The following is a 19696-nucleotide window of genomic DNA, read 5'->3' as shown; positions in this document are numbered from 1 at the left end:
CCGTTATCACTTCGTGTTAGCGGCTATTTTTTTCATCGCCTAAAGAAATATGGTTTATAATAGGATTAAGGCGCAATAGACTGGTTAATAGCGGGACAAGACGAAAAGTAGAAAAGAGAATTTCTTGTTTTGTGTAAATGTTTTTTATAATATTTGACATGTTGACAGATTATGAAATGAAAGTGAGTGATCCATGTGGATCTAACGCAAATTCAAAACCCTAGTTTTTTGAAAGATATGTCTATCAGTGAACTAGAGGGATTGAGTGAGGATATTCGTAAGTTTTTAATTGAAGAGCTCTCTCAAACAGGTGGACATATTGCACCTAATTTAGGTGTAGTAGAACTCACAATTGCTCTGCACAAATTATTTGATAGCCCGCAAGATAAATTTTTATGGGATGTAGGACATCAATCCTATGTACATAAAATTTTAACTGGACGCGCGAAAGAGTTTGGTACATTAAGGCAATATCAAGGTCTATGTGGTTTCCCGAAACGTTGCGAGAGTGAGCATGATGTATGGGAAACTGGTCATAGCTCGACTTCGTTATCGGCTGCAATGGGAATGGCTCTGGCACGTGATTTAAAGAAAACGAAAGAATATGTTATACCAATTATTGGAGATGGTGCTTTAACAGGTGGAATGGCCTTAGAGGCATTGAACCATATTGGACATGAAAAAACAGACATGATTGTTATTTTGAATGATAATGAAATGTCAATTGCACCAAACGTTGGTGCGCTTCATAATGTACTCGGTCGTTTACGTACCGCAGGAAAATATCACTGGGTAAAAGATGAATTAGAGTATATATTAAAGAAAATCCCAGCAGTTGGCGGGAAAGTGGCTGCGACAGCAGAGAAAATAAAAGATAGTCTTAAATATTTACTAGTATCTGGTGTCTTTTTCGAAGAGTTAGGCTTTACATATTTAGGTCCAGTCGATGGGCATGATTATGAAAAGTTATTCGAAACGTTGCAATATGCAAAGAAAACAAAAGGCCCAGTACTTGTTCACGTTATTACGAAAAAAGGAAAAGGTTATAAACCGGCTGAGAGTGACGTTATTGGAACTTGGCATGGAACAGGACCTTATAAAATTGAATCAGGTGACTTCGTTAAGCCAAAAGAAGTTGCACCAGCATGGAGTGCTGTCGTTAGTGAAACAGTACTTAAGCTGGCGAGAGCGGATGAGCGTATCGTAGCAATTACACCTGCAATGCCTGTTGGATCAAAACTTGAGAAATTCCAAAAAGAATTCCCAGATCGTATGATTGATGTAGGTATTGCAGAACAGCACGCTACAACAATGGCAGCAGGTATGGCAACGCAAGGAATGAAGCCATTCTTAGCAATTTATTCGACATTTTTACAAAGAGCATATGACCAAGTTGTTCATGATATATGCCGCCAAAATTTAAATGTTTTCATCGGAATAGATCGCTCGGGATTAGTAGGAGCAGATGGTGAAACGCATCAAGGCGTATTTGATATCTCATTCTTACGTCACTTGCCGAATATGGTGCTTATGATGCCGAAAGATGAAAATGAAGGGCAACATTTAGTTTATACGGCGATGCAATATGAAGATGGACCAATCGCATTGCGTTATGCTCGTGGTAATGGACTTGGCGTTCATATGGATGAAGAATTAAAGGCGATTCCAATCGGTACGTGGGAGACGTTAAAAGAGGGTACACAAGCAGCTATTTTAACGTTTGGTACGACAATACCAATGGCAATGGAAGCAGCTGAGCGTCTTGAAAAAGCTGGGGTTTCAGTGAAAGTAGTGAATGCTCGCTTTATTAAACCAATGGATGAAGCATATTTACATGATCTTCTAGGGAAGAATATACCGATTTTAACGATTGAAGAAGCTTGTTTAATCGGTGGTTTTGGAACAGGAGTAGTTGAATTTGCATCTGAAAATGGTTACCATAGTGCATTAGTTGAACGAATGGGTATTCCAGACCGCTTCATAGAGCACGGAAGTGTAACAAAATTATTAGAAGAAATTGGTTTAACGACAGATGCTGTTGTAGACAGTATTCATACAATGATTCCATCAAAACAAAAAAGGGCGTAACAAATGAGCGTAAAAAAAGAAAGAGTAGATGTACTATTAGTAGAGCGAGGACTTATAGAAACGCGTGAGAAAGCAAAGCGCGCCATTATGGCCGGACTCGTATATGCAAATGAGATGAGACTTGATAAGCCAGGAGAGAAAATCTCGCAAGATACTGAGATTACGGTGAAGGGACAAGTTATGCCGTATGTAAGTCGTGGTGGTTATAAACTTGAAAAGGCATTAGAGACATTTCATCTTGATTTACAAGATAAAGTTATGATAGATATTGGTTCATCAACTGGTGGCTTTACAGATTGCGCGCTTCAAAATGGAGCGAAATTATCTTATGCATTAGATGTAGGATACAATCAACTAGCGTGGAAATTACGTCAGGATGAGCGTGTTGTTGTAATGGAACGAACAAACTTCCGTTACGTGACACCAGCAGACTTAGAACGTGGTTTACCTCAATTTGCAAGTATTGATGTTTCATTTATATCATTAAAGCTTATACTGCCAGTTTTAAAAACAATGCTTATGCCTAACGGAGATGTAGCAGCGTTAATTAAACCGCAGTTTGAAGCTGGAAGAGAGCAAGTTGGGAAAAAAGGTATCGTTCGTGATAGAAAAGTACATGAAGCTGTTGTAGAAATGATTGTCGATTTTGCTTTAAAAGAGGGCTATGATGTGGAAGGTTTAACATTCTCACCAATTACGGGTGGGGATGGTAATATTGAATTTTTAATTCATCTGAAATGGCATGGTGAACGTGAGAATGGCGAAAATCATTCTCCGATTTCTATAGAGCAAGTTGTTACAGAAGCACATGACGTTCTAAAACAAAAAGGGAAAGGGGAATAACATATGTTGTTCCTCTTTTTGCTGTAATTGTATAATGATTGTAAAAACAATTGTGTACAAGAAACGAATTATAAGTTAACATAAATAAGTGAAGTATACCAATGTTTAAACTATGGTAAGAGATAGTGTGAGGTGCAAATGTATGAATAAAGGTCAGCGCCATATTAAAATCAGGGAAATTATTGCAAACAAAGAAATTGAAACACAAGATGAATTAGTTGATATTTTACGTAATGAGGGATTTAATGTAACGCAAGCAACAGTATCGCGCGATATTAAAGAACTGCACTTAGTGAAGGTGCCATTACATGATGGGCGCTATAAATATAGCTTGCCAGCAGATCAACGATTTAACCCGTTACAAAAATTAAAACGAAATCTAGTGGATTCATTTGTAAAATTAGACACGGCAGGACATATGCTTGTGCTAAAAACATTGCCTGGTAACGCTCATTCACTTGGAGCACTTATTGATCATTTAGAGTGGGATGAGATCATCGGAACCATCTGTGGTGATGATACTTGCTTAATTATTTGCCGTACACCTGACGATACAGGTGTTGTCTCTGATCGTTTCTTAAATATGTTGTAACAAAAAATCTTGTTTGCTTTCCATCGTAAAGTGGGAAGTGAACAAGATATTTTTATTGGTCAAAAATATGATTTTTCAATTGTAATATAATATTTTGTTTGCATAAAGTTAGAAAATAGATGGATTGACCCGTAAAACAAATGTTTGGTACAATGAAGCGGGTTAGAAGAGTATATACATACAAATATATAGCATGATTATTTGAATGAAGAAATGAGAAAATCCTTTAGTAAGGGATTATTTTATAACGAGGTGAATGGGGCATTGTTATCGGAATTATCGATTAGAAACTTTGCTATTATTGAAGCATTAAATATTTCTTTTCAAAAAGGTTTAACGGTTTTAAGCGGTGAAACAGGGGCCGGAAAATCGATTATTATTGATGCGATTAGTTTACTTGTAGGTGGCCGTGGGTCAGCAGAATTTGTTCGATATGGAACAGAAAAGGCTGAGATTGAAGGGCTGTTTTATGTTGAAGATGATAAGCATCCATGTATTGAAAAGGCAGAAGAGTTAGATATAGAAATAGAAGATGGCATGATTATTTTAAAGCGTGATATTGCTGCGAACGGGAAGAGTGTATGTCGTGTAAATGGGAAGCTTGTTACACTTAGCATATTAAAAGAAATTGGGAAAACACTTGTTGATATTCATGGACAGCATGAAACGCAAGATTTAATGAATGAAGAACGACATCTGTTTATGCTTGATCACTTTGATGGGGATCGAATCGTTAAACAACTAGACATATATCAAAACGTATACGCTGACTATGAAAAATTAAAAAAACAATTGAAATCGTTAAGTGAAAATGAACAACAGATGGCACATCGCTTAGATTTAATTCAATTTCAGCATGAAGAAATTCGCAAAGCTGATTTAAAGATGGATGAAGAAAATGAATTAACTGAGGAACGATTGCAAATTTCTAATTTTGAAAAGATTTATAAAGCATTAGGTGATGCATATCGTTCATTGAGTGCTGACGGACAAGGATTAGATAATGTAAGAAGCGCAATGGGACAAATGGAAAGTATTACACATTTAGATGAAATGTATCAAGAGAATCATGATTCAATTGCAAATAGTTATTACTTATTAGAAGAGGTTGCATATCAACTGAGAGAAAAGCTCGATATGATGGAATATGATCCAAATCGTTTAGATGAAATCGAAACACGTTTGAATGAAATTCGTATGCTAAAGAGAAAATATGGAAATACTGTAGAAGAGATTTTAGCGTATGCAGATAAAATTGAACAAGAAATATTTACAATTGAAAATAAAGACGTTCATATTGAAACGACGAAGAAACAGTTGAAGGAATTAGAAAGTGTTATTCTGAAAGAAGCAACGTTGTTAAGTAATATGCGTCATGAGCTTGCAGAACACCTTACAAATGCAATTCATCAGGAATTAAAAGAATTATATATGGAAAAAACGAAATTTGAAGTGAGAATTATGAAGAGAGAAGGAAATGCAGAAGAGCCCCTTGTGGAAGGTGCGCCGGTAAGACTTACGGCGGATGGTTACGATCATGTGGAATTTTATATTTCGACGAACCCAGGAGAGCCGCTAAAACCACTTTCAAAGGTTGCTTCTGGCGGAGAGTTATCTCGTATCATTTTAGCTTTAAAAAGCATTTTTTCTAAGCATCAAGGGGTTGCATCTGTTATTTTTGATGAAGTGGATACGGGTGTAAGTGGCCGGGTCGCACAGGCTATTGCTGAAAAAATTTATCGAGTATCAGTAAACTCGCAAGTACTTTGTATTACGCACTTACCTCAAGTAGCTTCAATGGCAGATTCGCATTTATTTATTCGAAAACAAGTAGCGAATGATCGGACAATTACATCAGTTACTGTTTTAACTATGGAGGATAAAGTAACAGAAATAGCTCGAATGATTTCTGGTGTGGAAATCACAGATTTAACGACGGAGCATGCGAAAGAATTACTTACGCAAGCGCATCATTTTAAACAGACAGCAGAGGCTATCCAGTAATGGATAGCTTTTTTTCTCAAATGACGATTTCTTAATTCTTCCGGTTATAAATAAAGCACTGCAAGGAGAGATTAAAAAGTGAAGCCAAGAGGCTGAATGTGGGGTAGGAGCGAGGAGAGTGAACAAGTTGAAATTAGAAAAATTTCGAAAAATAATAGGTCTTTGTCTCCTTGTTTCTTTAGTTTTTATTGGATGTTTTAAACCGCTTCGAACGTTTATTTCATCACCGAAACAACTTGTTGTTTTTGAAGGACAACAATCAGAAATAACATCATTACCAGTTTTCAAAGCTTCATCCACAAATCGTCATGTATTTACAGTGAGTTCGAATGAACAAAAACAAGGACTTATGGTAAATTCTCATCAAAATGGTGAAGCTGATATGGTATTTCAGCTTGCGGGTTTTCCAGTGAAAAAAGTAAATGTGAAAGTGTTAAAAGATTTTAAAGTGATTCCAGGTGGACAATCAATTGGTGTGAAATTAAATACAAAAGGTGTACTTGTTGTAGGCCATCATTTAATTCAAACTGAAAAAGGTAAAATATCTCCTGGTGAAACAGCAGGTGTACAAATTGGAGATATGATTACTGAAATTAATGGTAAAACCATTGAAAGAATGAGTGATGTAGCACCGTTTATTCATAATAGTGGAGAAACAGGTGAACCGCTTAATCTTGTATTGCTAAGAGATGGAAAATATATTCGTACGAAGCTAACGCCGCAAAAAGACAATGGTGAAGCGTCTTATCGAATTGGCTTGTATATCCGTGATTCGGCAGCTGGAATTGGAACGATGACATTTGTTCATCCGGATTCTATGAAATACGGGGCGCTTGGTCATGTTATTTCTGATAATGATACAAAAAAGCCGATTCAAGTCGAAGATGGACAAATTATGCGCTCGACAGTTACATCAATTGAAAGAGGCAGTCATGGGAATCCAGGCGAGAAATTAGCAAGATTTTCACCAGATCGTGAAGTGATTGGCAATATTACAATTAATAGTCCATATGGTATTTTTGGAAAATTAAATACGAATATGAAAAACGGTATAATGGATAAAGCAATGCCTATCGCATTATCTCATCAAGTAAAAGAAGGACCGGCAAAAATATTAACAGTTATTGATCAAGATAAAGTAGAAGCGTTTGATATTGAAGTCGTTAGTACAGTGCAGCAAAAATTCCCAGCTACAAAGGGTATGGTAATAAAAGTAACAGATAAACGTCTATTAGCGAAAACGGGCGGTATCGTACAAGGAATGAGTGGAAGTCCAATTGTACAAAATGGAAAAGTAATTGGTGCTGTTACACATGTATTTGTAAATGATCCAACATCAGGATATGGTGTTCATATTGAATGGATGTTACATCAAGCTGGAATTAATATTTATGATCAAGAGAAAAAAGCGAGCTAATACATATTAGCTCGCTTTTTCTGTTGAAAAATTCGTTGAAATTTTGTAAAAGCTCCGCAAGAGGTGTTTTTTGTTGTAAAATAAAAGAAAAGGGTTGAACGTTTCGTTGTATTTCTATGATGGAATGTGTTGCGAAAGGGAATAAATGAACGATAAACATATTTTTTTGTGATTTTATCGGAAAGTAAGAAACTTTAAAAGGGAATTTTCACACAATTGTCGAACAATTCATGTAGCCTAGAAGGATACACATGTCGGAGAATCGATTCGGTAAGGGAGGAAAAGCTGTGGAGAAAATTAAAGTATGTCTTGTGGATGATAATAAAGAACTAGTATCAATGTTAGAGAGCTATGTAGCTGCTCAAGATGATATGGAAGTAATCGGTACTGCTTATAATGGTCAAGAGTGTTTAAACTTATTAACAGATAAGCAACCTGATGTACTCGTTTTAGACATTATTATGCCACACTTAGATGGTTTAGCTGTATTGGAAAAAATGCGACATATTGAAAGGTTAAAACAGCCTAGCGTAATTATGTTGACAGCATTCGGGCAAGAAGATGTGACGAAAAAAGCAGTTGACTTAGGTGCCTCATATTTCATATTAAAACCATTTGATATGGAGAATTTAACGAGTCATATTCGTCAAGTGAGTGGTAAAGCAAATGCTATGATTAAACGTCCACTACCATCATTCCGATCAGCAACAACAGTAGATGGAAAACCGAAAAATTTAGATGCGAGTATTACGAGTATCATTCATGAAATTGGTGTACCCGCTCATATTAAAGGATATATGTATTTACGAGAAGCAATCTCCATGGTATACAACGATATCGAATTATTAGGATCGATTACGAAAGTATTGTATCCAGATATCGCAAAGAAATATAATACCACAGCAAGCCGTGTGGAGCGAGCAATTCGTCACGCGATTGAAGTAGCTTGGAGCCGTGGGAATATTGATTCTATTTCGTCCTTATTCGGTTATACAGTATCCATGTCAAAAGCAAAACCTACGAACTCTGAGTTTATCGCAATGGTTGCGGATAAGCTGAGACTTGAACATAAGGCTTCGTAAACGCTGTAGTATCAAGGTGTTAAGCGTATTTCATAATAAAATTTAATAACCAACGAATTACGTATGTAGGCAATAAAGTACATAGGTAATTGGCGGTTAATTTAAAAACCTTCTATTTATTGGATTGAAATTTTGATTCCAATATCTAGGAGGTTTTTTGTTGTATGAATAACTTTCAAATGAATGTAGAAAACTTTTTACTTCATTGCGATGCAAAGCATCTAAATAGAAGAAAATGATGAACTCTTATTAAGTTGACCTATCAATTTGAGGATGGGCACCAATAAATAGAATCATTTAATGATAGTTATGAAATATACAATGCCTTGATATAGCGATGGTTATACAGTATCCATGTCAAAAGCAAACCTACGAATTCTGAATTTATCGCAATGGTTGCGGATAAGCTGAGAGTAGGAACAGTAAGGGATTTAAGTTATAGTAAAGCTTAATAATTCTTGCAATTTATACTCGATAGTAAATTTAAAATCAATGAGTTTTTTATTTACCTCGATTTAAGGATTTTGAAGGAATACATATTTATATAGAAAAATGCAGTGAAAATACGGATATGTACAGAAAATAAGTGGATTTGACATCATAATCTCTATAACGTATCATTGATTTGGAAAAGTTAGAGATATAGGAGAATGGATGAATGACTTTAAAAAAAATAGTAAATCGAGCGTACCCAATCATTGTCATGACGGTGTTTTTATCTATATTTTCAATGATAGTAAGTAAATTTTTTATCCCAAAAACAATTTTGATGAGTGGTGAATTTCCTTATCCGACTGAGGAGTATACTCCCAAAAAAGTCGCTGCTGTTATAGCGTTGACGTTGCTTTTATTTGTGCTCTTCTTTATGTATTATAAATTGGTTATTAATAAAATGAAAAGAACGTATACAAATATTATGATTGCTTTAGGTATCATAATCATTTTGACGATGGAAATAATTATTACTTCCATAGCATTTAACCCTGTTGTTGGGGATTATGCTATCCTTAAACAAGGAATTGTCTCTGTGTTTAATGGAGATAATCAATTTTTAGAAATGGGACAGCTTTTATTTTATCCATATAATACACATGTTGTATTAATAGGAGGATATTTTGCTAAATTGATAGGGAGCGTAGATTTAGCGATAAAAATATTACCAATAGCTTGTATAACAGGCAGTATTATTTTAAATGTATTGATTGTAAGGAAAATTACAAACTTTAAAGTTGCTCACATATCGATTGTGTTATCTGTGCTAAATATTTTTATATATTGGCAGGCACCAGTTTTCTATACTCATACATTGGTAATATTTTTTATTTCAGCAACAATGTATACATATTTGTGCTTGAAAACGGCGGAAACAAAAAGAATGAAGATTATTTTATGGATTTTATTAGGGGTTTTCGCAGCTTGTACTTATATTATAAGACCGACAGCATTAACCGTAGCGTTAGCGATTTTAATTGAAAATATTTTTAAGTTTCGTAAGGAATACTCTGTAAAGGTGTTAAGTAGTGTTTTATTTTGTTTAATCCTTATTGTAAGTTTTAAAGGTATAACGACAAAGCTAAATCTCAGTACCGATAATGAAATTGAAAAAATTCCATTCACTCATTGGGTGAAAATGGGCCTGAACAAAGATACGTATGGTGTGTGGAATCAGGCAGATGCAGATTATATTGATGATGAAAACATAAAGAATACGAAAGATTTGAATGAGCACAATCAAGAAGTTATAGTGCAACGTTTCAGTGAACTTGGTGTAATGGGTTATGTGCAACATTTGAATGAAAAAATAACTAGAGAATGGGTATCAAGTCAGTTCTCCATGTACCGTATTGGGCAATGGTTTGAACAGAAGAATGACATGGTAACTAATTACGTATCGAATTATAGTACAACGAAGTATAAAATCGTTACTATATATTCGTATATTATCAAATTATTTGTTTATATAGCTGTTTTGGCGGCTGTTATTCTTTATAAAAAGAAAGATGAAAATGAATCGGAAGTTATACGAATTGCGATGATTAGTGCATTAGGGGTATTTACTTTCTTGTTACTATGGGAAACAGCTCCTCATTATACGTATGAAGCATTTGCATTTATGAATATTCCAGCTTCTTTAGGATTGTATAAAGTGTTTATGATTTTTAACAAAGAAAAGAAAAACGCATAATTTGAGTAACTAAAACGAGTAATGAGAAGCCCCCTCTTTTGTTAAAAGAGGGGGCTTCATTTAAATGTTTGAAGAAAAGATTAAATGGGATCATAGTATATCCGGTAAGGGATTTTAGCAAGGAAGTCATCCGTGATATAATAGAAAATATAAAAAGCCCTGCAAAACAGGACTGTATTACTCTTCGTCTTTATTTTGTTTTTCTAATTCAACTAGCTTTTGAATTAAAATGTGCTGCGGCATATGCATGAGTTGTTCAAGTGGAACACCTAGTGCTTTTGATAAGCGGACTGCAGTATCTGGAGAAATTTGTAATGGTTTCATAGAAGTACCTCCTTTTTCGTATAGTATAGCATAAGATTGGGGGAGTGAGGATGACTCTTATATTTGCACATCGTGGTGCGGCTGGAACGTACCCAGAAAATACAATGATTTCATTTGAAGCGGCTGAGTCTTTTAGAGCGGATGGAATTGAACTTGATGTTCAATTAACGAAAGATGGAAAAGTTGTCGTCATTCATGATGAAACGGTGGACCGAACAACAAATGGAAAAGGTGCGGTTCGGAATTATGTATATGAGGATTTATGCAAGTTAGATGCAAGTTATAAATTTGGTGATAAAGTAGGGTTTTGTAAAATACCACTTTTAGAAGAGGTATTAGAATGGCTTGAACAAACGAGTTTGCTACTTAATATTGAACTTAAAAATAATAAAATTCCATACAGAGGTTTAGAGGAAGAAGTTATAACGCTTGTACGGAAATTTAGTTTAGAGGATCGTGTTATATTTTCTTCGTTTAATCACTACAGCATGAAACGGTGTCATATGATGGCTCCTGATATTCAAACAGCAATTTTATATCGCGAAGGTTTGCATAGTCCGTGGGCATACGCGAAAAAAATGGGGGCTACAGCAGTACATCCGAATTATCGTTACCTTCAAGATGCTATTGCTGAACTAACGATGGAAAGTGGTGTAGAGGTTCGCCCTTATACAATTAATGAAGAAACGCTTATGCGTAAATATTTTGATATGAATATATCGGCGATTATTACTGATTACCCTGAAACGGCAAGAACGTTGTTGCCAATAAAAAAATGAGACCGCGTGTAACGGTCTCATTTTTTTATTTATAAATAGTGGGGCCTTCCTATCTTCTAAAGCGAGCCTGTACTTTATTTCGTTTACGGTCTCGGTGCAAGACGAAGCCACCGAAGATATAAAACCCGAGCCCGAAGCAAAGAGCACCGATTAAAAATTGTAACCACAGTATAGAGATTGGTGGAAATAGAATCCCGAATACAGTATCTCTCATTAACTTTATACCAAACACAGCTAATGAAATAGGGATGAGTGCTAATAGTAGAGCAACGTAACGCTGCATACATAACTCTCCTTTTCAGATTATTTCGTATATTTTAATGATGTTATACGGAAAGGGGGTTTGTCAAGAGGGTGCTGAACGAGTAAGATAAGGGTGTGAAAAAATTTGCAGAGTTACTTCGAGAGGAAGTGTAATATATGAAACAAAAAGTATTAATTGTTGGTGCAGGTGAAGGCGGGAGCGCACTGCTGAATCTGTTACATAGTTCGAATATATTTCAAATTATAGGGATTATTGATATAAATCCGTTGGCAAAAGGATTACAAATTGCTAAGGAATATGGAATTGCAATTGGAGAAAGTGTAACTCCATTTCTTTCTATGCATATCGATGTAATATTTGATATGACAGGTGAAGATGATGTACATAAAGTTTTATTGGAAAAAAAGAAAAAAGACACTCTTCTTATACCAGGTGATATTGCAAAAATTGTTACAGGATTAGCGCATGAGAAGGAAGGGTTAATTGGGCGGTTAGAGGAACAAACGCAACAAGGAGAATTAATTTTAAATTCTACGCATGACGGCATGATCGTAATTGATCGAGAGGGACAAGTTCGTCTTTTTAATAAAAGTGCGGAGCGTATTATCGGATATAAAAAAGAAGAGGCGATAGGAAAATATATTTTAGAAGTCATTCCCACTAGTAAATTACTTCGCATTATACGTACGAAACAAATAGAAGTAAATTATGAACTAACATTAGAGAATGGAAAGAAAATTATTACAACGCGTATACCGATATTAAAAGAAGGCGGAGAGGTACAAGGGGCATTTGCAATTTTTAAAGATATAACAGAAGTTGTAGATTTAGCGGAAGAAGTTACAGACTTAAAAGAAATTCAAACACTATTAGAGGCAATTATCAACTCATCTGAAGAAGCGATTTCGGTTGTGGATGAAAAAGGAAGAGGTTTAGTCATTAACCCGGCATATACGAAATTAACGGGTCTAACAGAAGAAGATATTATTGGGAAGCCTGCTACAACTGATATTGTAGAAGGCGAAAGTATGCATATGAAAGTACTTCGAACGCGTCGTGCGGTGCGCGGAATACATATGAAGATTGGGCAAAAAAAGCGCGATGTAATTGTAAACGTAGCGCCAGTTATTGTGGATGGAATATTGAAAGGAAGCGTTGGCGTTATCCGTGACGTGTCGGAAATTCAAAAGTTAACAAATGAATTGAATAGAGCAAGGCAAATTATTCGCACATTAGAAGCAAAATATTCATTTGATGATATTGTCGGAAATTCAGATGAAACAACGGCAGCTATCGAACAGGCGAAGCTAGGAGCGAATACACCAGCAACGGTACTGTTACGCGGTGAATCTGGGACTGGTAAAGAATTGTTTGCACATGCAATCCATAATGGAAGTAATCGAAAATACAATAAATTCGTCCGTGTAAACTGTGCGGCTATTTCGGAGACGTTGTTAGAAAGTGAATTATTTGGTTATGAGGAAGGGGCGTTTTCTGGAGCGAAAAGAGGCGGGAAACGTGGGTTCTTTGAGGAAGCGAATAACGGTAGTATTTTTTTAGATGAAATAGGGGAGTTATCTGCAAATACACAAGCGAAACTCCTTCGTGTATTGCAGGAAAAAGAAATTGTAAAAGTTGGTGGGACGAAAGCGATACCCATTAATGTTCGAGTAATTGCAGCGACACATGTGAATTTAGAAAAGGCTATTCTAGAAGGGAAGTTTAGGGAGGATTTATATTATCGATTAAATAAAATTCCAATTCAAATTCCATCTCTTCGTCAACGTAAAGGAGATATACCGAAAATTGCGGACAGGTTGATTCAAAAAATTAATCAAGATTATGGTCGTAATGTAGAAGGGCTCACTGATTCAGCTATTTTATATTTACAATCATACGAATGGCCAGGAAATGTGAGAGAACTTGAAAATATTTTAGGACGAGCGATTATTTTTATGAATTATAACGAGATCTATATTGATGTACAACATTTACCACCATTACATAATGAAGAGCAGGTGGAGTCAAAGCAATCTCATTTATTACCTGAATTAGAAGAAAAGCCACTTGAACATTTAGTAACAGAGTTTGAAGGGAATATTATTCATGAATATTTGGAGAGATTTGATGGGAATAAAACACAAACTGCAAAAGCGTTAGGAATTTCCGTTCGAAATTTATATTATAAGCTAGAAAAGTATGACCATGCAAAAAATAGCATGCAATAAATTGCGTACCGTGCAATTTATTGCATGGTATACAAAAAGCGACAAAATAAGACAGAATCTTTTGTTATTTTCCAAAGTATTGATTTTACTGCATTTTGAATGCGTTTTCATTATTGGTAAGACCACTTTTAAAAGTTGGCACGGTATTTGCTTTATAAATAGACGAGGGACGACGGAAAGGGTTGATTACAAAATATGAAGTTAGAATACTTAATTGATCAAGCAGCGGGACAGCCTAAAAAAACTGTAGCTGTAGCAGTAGCTGAAGATCATGAAGTAATTGAAGCTGTAGCGAAAGCAATTAAATTACAGCTAGCTCAATTTCGTCTATATGGAAATCAAGAAAAAATAATGGGGATGCTACAAGAACATGGTTTACAAACTTCAGAACATGTTGAAGTGATTGCAGCAATGTCTAATGCAGAGGCTGCAGAACTTTCTGTTAAATCTGTGAGAAATGGTGAGGCAGACGTGCTTATGAAGGGTAACATCCCAACAGCGAATATTTTGAAGGCTGTGTTAAACAAAGAGTGGGGCCTACGTAAAGGTAGCGTACTTTCACATGTAGCAGCATTTGAAGTTCCAAATTATGATCGTCTTATTTTCGTTACAGATGCAGCGATGAACATCGCACCTGATGTAACACAAAAAGCTGCTATTATACAAAATACTGTAGAAGTTGCCCGGGCAATAGGAATCGACTTGCCAAAAGTGGCACCAATTGCAGCAGTAGAAGTTGTGAATCCAGCGATGCAGGCGACAATTGATGCAGCGATGTTAACACAAATGAATCGCCGCGGACAAATTAAAGATTGTATCGTTGATGGACCACTTGCTTTAGATAATGCAGTATCACAAATTGCAGCAGAGCATAAAGGCATAGTAAGTGATGTAGCAGGTAAGGCAGATATTTTACTCGTCCCAACGATTGAAGCTGGAAATGTGCTATATAAATCACTCGTATACTTTGCGGATGCAAAAGTAGGAGCAATGATTGCTGGCGCAAAAGCACCGATTGTTTTAACATCTCGTGCTGATTCAGCAGAAACAAAAGTATATTCATTAGCATTGGCAGTTGCGACTGCTTCAAAATAAACCAAAAAGGGTAAAACATTAGGGGGAAACGACAATGACATTAGAAATCTTCGAATACTTAGAAAAATATGATTATGAGCAAGTGGTATTTTGTCAAGATAAAGAATCTGGTTTAAAAGCAATTATTGCAATTCATGATACAACACTTGGACCGGCTCTTGGTGGAACAAGAATGTGGACATATGATTCTGAAGAAGCGGCGATTGAAGATGCATTGCGTCTTGCAAAAGGGATGACATACAAAAACGCAGCAGCTGGTTTAAACTTAGGTGGTGCGAAAACAGTAATTATTGGTGATCCTCGTAAAGATAAGAGCGAAGCAATGTTCCGTGCACTAGGACGTTATATCCAAGGACTAAACGGACGATACATTACAGCTGAAGATGTTGGTACAACAGTAGATGATATGGATATTATCCACGAAGAAACTGACTTTGTAACAGGTATCTCACCATCATTCGGTTCTTCTGGTAACCCATCTCCAGTAACTGCATACGGTGTTTATCGTGGTATGAAAGCAGCTGCAAAAGAAGCTTTCGGTACTGACAATTTAGAAGGAAAAGTAATTGCTGTTCAAGGCGTTGGTAACGTAGCATATCATCTATGCAAACATTTACACGCTGAAGGAGCAAAATTAATCGTTACAGATATTAATAAAGAAGCTGTACAACGTGCTGTAGAAGAATTCGGTGCATCAGCAGTTGAACCAAATGAAATTTACGGTGTGGAATGCGATATTTACGCACCATGTGCATTAGGCGCAACAGTTAATGATGAAACTATTCCACAACTTAAAGCAAAAGTAATCGCAGGTTCTGCAAATAACCAATTAAAAGAAGATCGTCACGGTGACATCATTCATGAAATGGGTATTGTATACGCACCAGATTATGTAATTAATGCAGGTGGCGTAATTAACGTAGCAGACGAATTATATGGATACAATAGAGAACGTGCACTAAAACGTGTTGAGTCTATTTATGACACGATTGCAAAAGTAATCGAAATTTCAAAACGCGATGGCATAGCAACTTATGTAGCGGCAGATCGTCTAGCTGAAGAGCGCATTGCAAGCTTGAAGAATTCTCGTAGCACTTACTTACGCAACGGTCACGATATTATTAGCCGTCGCTAATCATTCATATATAACTTTTACAAAAGGTGTGGTTACCTCTTATGAGGTTTCCACTTCCTTTTGAATTTATTAGTGGAGGTAGCAACATTGTCTGTAAATCGAATTCTTGTTATTAACCCAGGTAGTACATCCACAAAAATTGGTGTTTTTGATAATGAAAGACCCGTTCTAGAAGAAACGATTCGTCATGACGTAGAACAGATTGGAAAATATAAGAGAATTATCGACCAATATGAGTTTCGAAAAGAAACGATTTTAGAAGTTCTACATTCTCATGGTATTAACATTTCAAAATTAAACGCTGTTTGTGGGCGTGGTGGATTACTTCGTCCAATCGAAGGCGGTACGTATACAGTAAACGATGCGATGTTAGAAGATTTGAAAAATGGCTTTAGCGGTCATCACGCTTCAAACCTTGGAGGCATTTTAGCATATGAAATTGCTTCTGGATTAAACATTCCTGCATTCATTGTAGATCCTGTCGTTGTAGATGAGATGGAGCCGGTTGCTCGTATAAGTGGCATTGCTGGTATGGAACGCAAAAGTATCTTCCATGCATTAAATCAAAAAGCAGTTGCTCGTAAAGTAGCTGAACAGTTAAATCACAAATACGAGGATTTAAATTTATTAGTTACACATATGGGTGGCGGTATTACAGTTGGTGCTCATAAAAAAGGAAGAGTAATCGATGTGAATAACGGTTTAAACGGAGAAGGACCATTTAGTCCAGAGCGCGCTGGTACAGTACCAGTAGGGCAACTAGTAGAAATGTGTTTCTCTGGTGAGTATTACCGTGATGAAATGATTAAAAAACTTGTCGGACAAGGTGGACTTGTAAGTTTAATCGGTACAAATGATGCGATTAAAGTAGAGCAAATGGTTGAAAAAGGTGATCCTGAAGCAACTCTTATTTATAAAGCAATGGCATATCAAGTTGCAAAAGAGATTGGCGGAGCTAGCGCTGTACTTCACGGGAAAATCGATGCAATCGTATTAACTGGTGGACTGGCATACAGTAAAATTCTTGTCGATGAAATAAAAGAGCGAGTGGACTGGATTGCAGATGTTATCGTACATCCAGGCGAAGATGAGTTAGAAGCGTTAGCAGAAGGAGCACTTCGTGTATTACGTGAAGAAGAAGCTCCAAAAGAATACGTTGTACGTGAAAAAGAAACGGTAGCTAGGGGTTGAGATAATGGCAAAAGAATATGATTTAGTCATCGTTGGCGGCGGTACTGGTGGATATGTTGCTGCAATTCGTGCATCACAATTAGGGTTAAAAACAGCACTAGTCGAAAAAGAAAATCTTGGTGGTACTTGTTTACACAAAGGATGTATTCCTAGTAAAGCTCTTTTACGTAGTGCGGAAGTATATGCAACTGCTAAAAAAAGCGAAGAGTTCGGAGTTATTGCAAGCAATGTAGAACTAAACTTTGCAAAAGTACAAGAGCGTAAAGAGAAGATTGTAACGCAGCTTCATAAAGGCGTTCAACATTTAATGAAACAAGGTAAAATTGATGTGTTTGAAGGTATTGGTCGTATTCTTGGCCCGTCTATTTTCTCTCCTATGCCAGGGACAATTTCAGTTGAACTTGCAAGTGGAGAAGAGAATGAAATGTTAATTCCAAAAAATGTACTTGTTGCAACAGGTTCTCGTCCAAATTCATTACCAGGTTTAGAATTAGATGGAGAATACGTAATGTCTTCGGATCATGCCCTAAAAATGGAAACGCTTCCTAGTTCGATTATTATCGTTGGTGGCGGTGTAATCGGTATTGAGTGGGCATCTATGCTTGCTGACTTCGGTGTAGAAGTTACAGTATTAGAGTATGCAAAAACGATATTACCACTAGAAGATCAAGACGTTTCAAAAGAAATGCAACGTCTATTCAAGAAAAAAGGTATTAAAGTGGTAACTGGTGCAAAAGTATTACCAGAAACATTGGTAAAAGATAATGGAGTAACAATCCAAGCTGAACACAACGGTGAAAATAAAGAATTTAAAGCAGAAAAAATGCTTGTATCTGTAGGAAGACAAGCGAATACGCAAAATATTGGCTTAGAGAACACAGATATCGTTGTGGAAAAAGGATACATTCAAACAAATGAGTTTTATCAAACGAAAGAATCGCATATTTATGCAATTGGAGATGTAATCGGTGGCCTGCAACTTGCTCACGTTGCTTCTCATGAAGGAATTGCTGCAGTAGAACATATTGCAGGGAAAGAAGTTACACCAATTGATTACTCTATGGTATCAAAATGCGTATATAGCAGTCCAGAAGTTGCTTCTGTCGGTTTAACAGAACAAGAAGCGAAAGAAAAAGGCTATAAGTTAAAAGTAGGTAAGTTCTCATTCCGCGCAATCGGAAAAGCACTTGTATACGGAGAATCAGATGGTTTCGTAAAACTTGTAGTTGATGAAGAGACAAATGACATTCTTGGTGTTCATATGATTGGACCGCATGTAACAGATATGATTTCTGAAGCTGGTCTTGCAAGAGTACTTGATGCAACACCTTGGGAAGTAGCACATACAATTCATCCGCATCCATCATTATCTGAGGCGATTGGTGAAGCAGCACTTGCTGTAGATGGAAGAGCGTTACACGCATAAAAATGTGGATTTAGGAGGTTATGAAAAATGGCAGAAGTAAAAGAAAAGCGCCATGAAGAGCTTGGCTTAAGTGATGAGCAAGTATTAGAAATGTTCCGTACGATGTTACTTGCACGTAAAATCGACGAACGTATGTGGTTATTAAACCGCGCTGGTAAAATTCCATTCGTAATTTCTTGTCAAGGACAAGAGGCTGCACAAGTTGGAGCGGCGTTCGCTCTTGATAGAGAGAAAGATTATGCATTACCATACTATCGTGATATGGGTGTTGTACTAGCATTTGGTATGACAGCTAAAGAGCTTATGTTGTCTGCTTTCGCGAAAGCTGGAGATCCAAACTCTGGTGGTCGTCAAATGCCTGGTCACTTCGGTCAAAAGAAAAATCGTATTGTTACAGGTTCATCTCCAGTAACAACGCAAGTACCACATGCAGTTGGTATTGCACTAGCTGGAAAAATGGAGAAGAAAGATTTAGTAACGTTCGTTACATTTGGAGAAGGTTCTTCAAACCAAGGTGACTTCCATGAAGGGGCAAACTTTGCTGGTGTACACAAACTACCTGTTATTTTTATGTGTGAAAATAACAAATATGCAATCTCTATTCCGGTTGAAAAACAATTAGCATGTAAAAACGTATCAGATCGTGCAATTGGTTATGGTATGCCTGGATATACAATAGACGGAAACGATCCGCTTGCAGTATATAAAGCTGTAAAAGAAGCAGCAGATCGCGGTCGTCGTGGTGAAGGCCCAACTTTAATTGAAACAGTATCATATCGTTTAACAGCACATTCTAGTGACGATGATGATCGTGTTTATCGTGATAAAGAAGAAGTAGAAGAAGCAAAGAAAAAAGATTCAATTATAACATTCGCGGCTTATTTAAAAGAAGCTGGTGTGTTAACTGAGGAATCGGAAAAACAAATGTTAGACGAAATTATGCATATCGTAAATGAAGCAACAGAATATGCAGAAAATGCTCCGTATGCAGCACCTGAAGATGCATTGAAGCACGTATACGCAGAATAGGGGGGAACGTTTC

At 36.4% G+C, this 19696-nt stretch carries 16 protein-coding genes and 1 pseudogene; 15 read left to right on the top strand and 2 right to left on the bottom strand.

The annotated features are described in order from the left end of the window. Nucleotides 1-195: 195 nt before the first annotated feature. From dxs to ATL10_RS11765, 8 genes and pseudogenes are all read left to right on the top strand, one after another. Nucleotides 196-2088, top strand: coding sequence for a 1-deoxy-D-xylulose-5-phosphate synthase (dxs, locus tag ATL10_RS11805; RefSeq protein WP_110496945.1), 1893 nt, complete (start codon nt 196-198; stop codon nt 2086-2088). A 3-nt stretch (nt 2089-2091) separates the two neighbouring features. Beyond that, the gene (locus tag ATL10_RS11800) at nt 2092-2931 is read left to right on the top strand and encodes a TlyA family RNA methyltransferase (protein ID WP_000111872.1); all 840 of its coding nucleotides are present in this window, start codon (nt 2092-2094) and stop codon (nt 2929-2931) included. A 142-nt stretch (nt 2932-3073) separates the two neighbouring features. Next, nucleotides 3074-3523, top strand: a complete 450-nt coding sequence (gene argR, locus ATL10_RS11795; RefSeq protein WP_001032580.1) for an arginine repressor ArgR — start codon at nt 3074-3076, stop codon at nt 3521-3523. A 264-nt stretch (nt 3524-3787) separates the two neighbouring features. Continuing rightward, nucleotides 3788-5527, top strand: a complete 1740-nt coding sequence (gene recN / locus ATL10_RS11790; protein ID WP_000947734.1) for a DNA repair protein RecN — start codon at nt 3788-3790, stop codon at nt 5525-5527. 118 nt (nt 5528-5645) lie between these two features. Next, nucleotides 5646-6944 carry a SpoIVB peptidase gene (gene spoIVB, locus ATL10_RS11785; RefSeq protein ID WP_002094138.1) on the top strand — a complete coding sequence of 433 codons (1299 nt, stop codon included), beginning with the start codon at nt 5646-5648 and terminating at the stop codon, nt 6942-6944. Nucleotides 6945-7231: 287 nt separating this feature from the next. Next, on the top strand, nt 7232-8026 hold the full coding sequence (gene spo0A, locus ATL10_RS11775; RefSeq protein ID WP_011110369.1) for a sporulation transcription factor Spo0A: 795 nt from the start codon (nt 7232-7234) through the stop codon (nt 8024-8026). Nucleotides 8027-8365: 339 nt separating this feature from the next. Then, a pseudogene (locus ATL10_RS32350) lies at nt 8366-8478 on the top strand (hypothetical protein); the annotation flags it as partial. Between the two features lie 206 nt (nt 8479-8684). Continuing rightward, entirely contained in the window at nt 8685-10211 is a 1527-nt protein-coding gene (locus ATL10_RS11765; RefSeq protein WP_090977093.1) for a glycosyltransferase family protein, read from the top strand. 177 nt (nt 10212-10388) lie between these two features. On the opposite strand, the gene ATL10_RS11760 is transcribed toward ATL10_RS11765, so the two are convergent. Further along, on the bottom strand, nt 10389-10535 hold the full coding sequence (locus tag ATL10_RS11760) for a YycC family protein (RefSeq protein WP_000803575.1): 147 nt from the start codon (nt 10533-10535) through the stop codon (nt 10389-10391). Nucleotides 10536-10585: 50 nt separating this feature from the next. On the opposite strand from ATL10_RS11760, the gene ATL10_RS11755 reads away from it, so the two are divergent. Further along, the gene (locus ATL10_RS11755; protein ID WP_000172580.1) at nt 10586-11314 is read left to right on the top strand and encodes a glycerophosphodiester phosphodiesterase; all 729 of its coding nucleotides are present in this window, start codon (nt 10586-10588) and stop codon (nt 11312-11314) included. 49 nt (nt 11315-11363) lie between these two features. Here ATL10_RS11755 and ATL10_RS11750 read toward each other — a convergent pair whose 3' ends face one another. Beyond that, nucleotides 11364-11597 (bottom strand): DUF2627 domain-containing protein, encoded by a 234-nt coding sequence (locus ATL10_RS11750; protein WP_001190211.1) that lies wholly within the window; start codon nt 11595-11597, stop codon nt 11364-11366. Nucleotides 11598-11734: 137 nt separating this feature from the next. Between ATL10_RS11750 and ATL10_RS11745 the strand changes: the two genes are divergently transcribed. From ATL10_RS11745 to bfmBAA, 6 genes are all read left to right on the top strand, one after another. After that, on the top strand, nt 11735-13807 hold the full coding sequence (locus ATL10_RS11745; RefSeq protein WP_023522991.1) for a sigma-54 interaction domain-containing protein: 2073 nt from the start codon (nt 11735-11737) through the stop codon (nt 13805-13807). A gap of 195 nt (nt 13808-14002) precedes the next feature. Further along, nucleotides 14003-14902, top strand: coding sequence for a phosphate butyryltransferase (gene yqiS / locus ATL10_RS11735; RefSeq protein ID WP_053563676.1), 900 nt, complete (start codon nt 14003-14005; stop codon nt 14900-14902). A 34-nt stretch (nt 14903-14936) separates the two neighbouring features. After that, nucleotides 14937-16037, top strand: coding sequence for a leucine dehydrogenase (locus tag ATL10_RS11730; protein WP_000171355.1), 1101 nt, complete (start codon nt 14937-14939; stop codon nt 16035-16037). Between the two features lie 87 nt (nt 16038-16124). Then, a complete protein-coding gene (buk, locus tag ATL10_RS11725; RefSeq protein WP_000115781.1) occupies nt 16125-17228 on the top strand; it encodes a butyrate kinase in 1104 nt (367 codons plus the stop codon). Nucleotides 17229-17232: 4 nt separating this feature from the next. After that, nucleotides 17233-18654: a dihydrolipoyl dehydrogenase gene (gene lpdA, locus ATL10_RS11720; RefSeq protein WP_001051295.1), complete on the top strand. Its 1422-nt coding sequence runs from the start codon at nt 17233-17235 to the stop codon at nt 18652-18654. Between the two features lie 27 nt (nt 18655-18681). Then, a complete protein-coding gene (bfmBAA, locus tag ATL10_RS11715) occupies nt 18682-19683 on the top strand; it encodes a 3-methyl-2-oxobutanoate dehydrogenase subunit alpha (RefSeq protein ID WP_000852551.1) in 1002 nt (333 codons plus the stop codon). Nucleotides 19684-19696: the final 13 nt, after the last annotated feature.

Origin of the sequence: Bacillus sp. 196mf, from assembly GCF_003217275.1 — a bacterium.
GTDB lineage: Bacteria > Bacillota > Bacilli > Bacillales > Bacillaceae_G > Bacillus_A > Bacillus_A thuringiensis_S.
This window is presented reverse-complemented; position numbering and strand designations above follow the sequence as displayed.